Here is a 758-nt window from a genome sequence, read left to right as displayed (position 1 = left end):
GCTTCCGTGTGTTTCCGTGGCTAAAAATCTTTTCGTGAGCTTCCGTGGCAAGAAAAGCCGCGCTGATTTTATAAGGAATGAGCATGAGCACGATCCGTTTGACCATGGCCCAGGCGCTGGTGCGCTATCTGGCCGCGCAGCGGGTGGAGCAGGACGGCGAGGAGGCGCCGCTGTTCGCCGGGGTGTGGGCCATCTTCGGCCACGGCAACGTCGCCGGCCTGGGCGAGGCGCTGCAGCAGGCCGGCGACAGCCTGCCCACCTGGCGCGCCCACAATGAGCAGGGCATGGCCCACGCCGCCATCGCCTACGCCAAAGCCCATTTCCGCCGCCGGATGATGGCGGTGACCAGCTCCATCGGCCCCGGCGCCACCAATCTGGTTACCGCCGCGGCGTTGGCCCACGTCAACCGGCTGCCCTTGCTGCTCTTGCCCGGCGACGTGTTCGTGTCGCGCGCGCCGGACCCGGTGCTGCAGCAACTGGAAGCGCCGCAGGACGGCACGCTGTCGGTCAACGATTGCCTGCGGCCGGTGTCGCGCTATTTCGACCGCATCGTCCACCCGGCGCAGCTGCTCACGGCATTGCCGCGCGCGCTGGCGGTGCTGACCGATCCGGCGCAATGCGGGCCGGCCACGCTGGCGCTGCCGCAGGACGTGCAGACCATGGCCTGGGACTATCCGACGGACTGGTTCCGGCCGCGGCTATGGCGCATCGCCGCGCCGCCGCCGGAACCGGACGCGCTGGAGCGGGCGGCGCGGGCG

General features: G+C 69.8%; 1 protein-coding gene. It reads left to right on the top strand.

Annotated elements, in window-relative coordinates; all coding sequences use genetic code 11:
* Positions 1-83: 83 nt before the first annotated feature.
* A partial coding sequence (locus tag LQT98_RS23845; protein WP_269326144.1) for a thiamine pyrophosphate-binding protein occupies positions 84-758 on the top strand: 675 nt, incomplete at its 3' end.

The organism is Chromobacterium aquaticum, from assembly GCF_021129195.1.
Classification (GTDB): Bacteria; Pseudomonadota; Gammaproteobacteria; order Burkholderiales; family Chromobacteriaceae; genus Chromobacterium; species Chromobacterium aquaticum.
Note: the sequence above shows the minus strand (reverse complement) of the source record. Positions and strands in the feature narration are given on the sequence as shown.